The 3,196-nt window shown below is 61.6% G+C and carries 3 protein-coding genes; 1 reads left to right on the forward strand and 2 read right to left on the reverse strand.

Translation table 11 applies throughout. The features are described 5' to 3' along the window. A partial coding sequence (locus VEK15_27810) for a HupE/UreJ family protein (protein HXV64535.1) occupies nt 1-1,035 on the forward strand: 1,035 nt, incomplete at its 5' end. A gap of 48 nt (nt 1,036-1,083) precedes the next feature. On the opposite strand, the gene VEK15_27815 is transcribed toward VEK15_27810, so the two are convergent. Further along, the gene (locus VEK15_27815) at nt 1,084-2,766 is read right to left on the reverse strand and encodes a hypothetical protein (GenBank protein HXV64536.1); all 1,683 of its coding nucleotides are present in this window, start codon (nt 2,764-2,766) and stop codon (nt 1,084-1,086) included. 232 nt (nt 2,767-2,998) lie between these two features. Continuing rightward, on the reverse strand, nt 2,999-3,196 hold a 198-nt coding region (locus tag VEK15_27820), incomplete at its 5' end, for a hypothetical protein (protein ID HXV64537.1).

A 3,196-nucleotide genomic window follows, 5' to 3' on the forward strand; every position in this document is an offset into this window, starting at 1 on the left:
TTCACTTACACGGTCGTCGTGCTCGATGCGGCCGGCAATTATCAGGCGGATCTCACCTGTGACCTCGACGCAGTTGCTCTAGGCGTCCCACCCGGCGCGGACTCCCGAGAGGTCTTTCGGCTGCTGAACGCACTCGAGCCGGATGAGCTCGAGCGACGCGTGGAGAAAGCCCAGGACTTCATGCTCGAGCATGTGGTGGTGCGCTTCGACGGCGTGCGCGACGATCCGGAGCTGACGCTTCCGGAGTACGGAAACACCGTGGATGCTCCCGTGCCGACACTGCTCGGTCTCACGGCTCGTTTCTCGGGCTCCGTCCCCCGCGGCGTCTCGACGATGACGCTCACGGTGGATCGTCTGTTTCCACCGGTGTATCTCACCGTGCTCGACGAGCGAGGAAGCAACGTCACTCACATCGTCTTGGACCGGGGCGCCGAGAGCGATCCGATCCCCGTGGAGGGTCGCGCGCCAGCACCAGACCCGATCGCAGTCGCCTTGCGTTACTTCCATCTGGGCCTGTCGCACATCGTGCCCGGCGGACTCGATCACATTCTGTTCGTCCTTGGGCTCTTTCTTCTGAGCGCTCGGCCGGGCCCGTTGCTCTTTCAGGTAAGTGCGTTCACACTGGCCCATACGCTGACTCTTGCGCTCTCGAGTTATGGCGTGGTCCGGCTGACACCTTCGGTCGTCGAGCCACTGATCGCGCTCTCCATAGCCTACGTTGCCGTCGAGAACGTTCTGACCCCGAAGCTCACCGTCTGGCGGCCTCTCGTCGTTTTTGGTTTCGGCCTGCTCCACGGGATGGGGTTTGCCGGGGTTCTCGGGGAACTGGGTCTTCCTCGGCGCGATTTCCTGGTTGGACTCTTGGGCTTCAACGCGGGCGTGGAGGCTGGACAACTCATCGTGCTCGGGGCCGCGTTCGTAATCGTGGGGTCGTTTCGCAGCAAACCCTGGTACCGGTCGCGGGTGACGGTCCCGCTGTCACTCGCGGTAGCGGCGATAGGTCTCTATTGGACGGTCGAGAGAGTGCTGGCTTGACACTCACAGGCGCGGAAGATAAGCCCGCCCGAGACCGAGCAGAGCTCGCTATCGGGAAAGCCGGAAGATGCCCACCGGACTTCCCCAGGCAACGCCGCTCGTCCCCACGCGCCGGTACCGATCGAGAAATGGTGAACCGGGTTGAAGAAGATTGCGGATATACCGTTCCGCATTCACGACGTAGGGCGGCCACAAAGTGAAGACCATCCGGGTGGGAACCAGGTTGTTCGATTCGGTGGTGCGACTGCCATCCGAGTTCCACACGTCGGAAGGCGGAGGAGGGTAGAAGGCGAGTGCTTCTGGAGAACAGAGGCCCACCCCGTCGATGACATTGCCTTGGTAGAAGAAGCCGAAGAATCCGACTTCGCTGATGAGAACAGGCGCACCAGCGCCTCGGCTATTGAGAAACAGAGCCGCCCGGCGATAGGCATCGTACCGCTCGTACTCGAATCGCTCCCAGCTGGGCCCACGCGGATCCCGGGCATATAAGAGACCCTTCCGGGGCTCTCCTTCCCGATTCCAACGATAGCTGTTTGAAGTGAGGAAGGAAGCGAAAAGGAGGCACGCCCAGGCCGGCGCAAGAAAGCCTCGGAGCGGCGGCCGCCCGAGGTGCCAGCGCTGCTGGGCCAACCTCCCGAGACGGTGAAGCGTGAGGAAACAACCTCCGTACAAGGTAATGATGCCGAAGGTGACAAACGAGGGGAAGTACCAGACCTCCGTCCTCCCGACCCATCCATACAGCAATAGAAAACACGGAGCGTAGAGAAAGTAGACGAGCCGTTCATCTTTCTTGACCAATAGAATCGGAAAGATCGCCGCTCCCAGAAGCGACCACCGCAACGGCGAGACGCGAATCCAGCGGCTATGTCTGGCGAAGCGGTATCCGTTGAACAAATACGAGCTGGCATCGTGGTTCCACAGGTCCACGGCATGGAGTGGAACCTTGCTCAGCCGTCCTTCCAGATCCACCTGGTGTGCGTCATAGGGATAGTAGATGGCCGGAAAATACCTCTTCGCCAGGATTGGATGCGGCACTGCTGAGCCGTACTGCCAGTTCGCGAAACAGACCCAGACGATCGGTGCGACGGCATAGACGGCGACCAGCTTCACTCGAGCACGCCGCGAAACGACAATCGTTCCCCACACCAAGGGGGTGAGCAGGAGACCCTCCGGTCGAATGAGGGGAGCGAGCGAAGCGGCAGCAACCGCTGAAACGTCACGCCGGATGCGCACCGCGTAAACGCCGCCGAGCAGCATCAGCGTGAGAAGAGCCGACTCGAAGCCCTGAGAGAAAACAAACACATTGACCGAGTTGATCCCCACGAGAACGGCGGCCAGAACGGCCGGCAGGCTCCGCTCGGTCAGATCTGCCACAACCAAGTAGGCCAAGACGACGATGCCCGCGAGCAACACCGAGTTCAGTAGCAACGCCGTCCAGGGCAACGACTCCAATCCAACGACCGAGCTGACGATACCCAGAAGGACGATCCACGCCGGAGACGTCGAGCCGAGGACGGGCGGCCCTCCGAGATTCCAGATGGGTTGGTGATCGGTCACCAAATGGCGTACGTGGCGGAACGTTATGTAAGCGTCATCGCAGGGTTGGGGCTTCTGCGACCCAAGAAACAGCGCGGCGAGCGCCGCCAATGCAAGGATCAACGGAAGCGGAGTGCGGCGCCGGCCGGCCCGCTCGAGGATGCGACGAGAAGGACGCCCGTGCATTACTTCCATGAGCCCCCGTTTGGAGCTCGATTCATCTTCTCGAGCGTGAGAAAACGTAGCTCACGGCTCAGTGAAAGAAGCGAAGCTCTCACGGCAGGAATCGGGAGGATCGCACGGGCTTGTCGCTTCTGTCAACGATTCCCTTTTCACGCTCTGGACCGTGTGGAAGGCTCTGACGTACCGCTTCTCCGCAGCTCCTCCTATCCGCGCTCGCCGTTCTCGGCGGAATCGGGCTCGGCGTTCACCGCTCCCAGCCGGACCACTCCAGACGGTACTTGCGACGAAGATCGCGGATCACCCCGGGAAGGATGCGCTCGCGTCTCGCATCCTCCAGTAACTCTCGCATCGCGCGTCTGACCTGATTGGCTCGGGTTACGAGCCGTTCCCAGAGGCCCTCGCACTGCGGCAGCTGCACCAGGAGGATGTCAGTGCCGCCATA

Source organism: Vicinamibacteria bacterium (assembly GCA_035620555.1).
Taxonomy (GTDB): domain Bacteria; phylum Acidobacteriota; class Vicinamibacteria; order Marinacidobacterales; family SMYC01; genus DASPGQ01.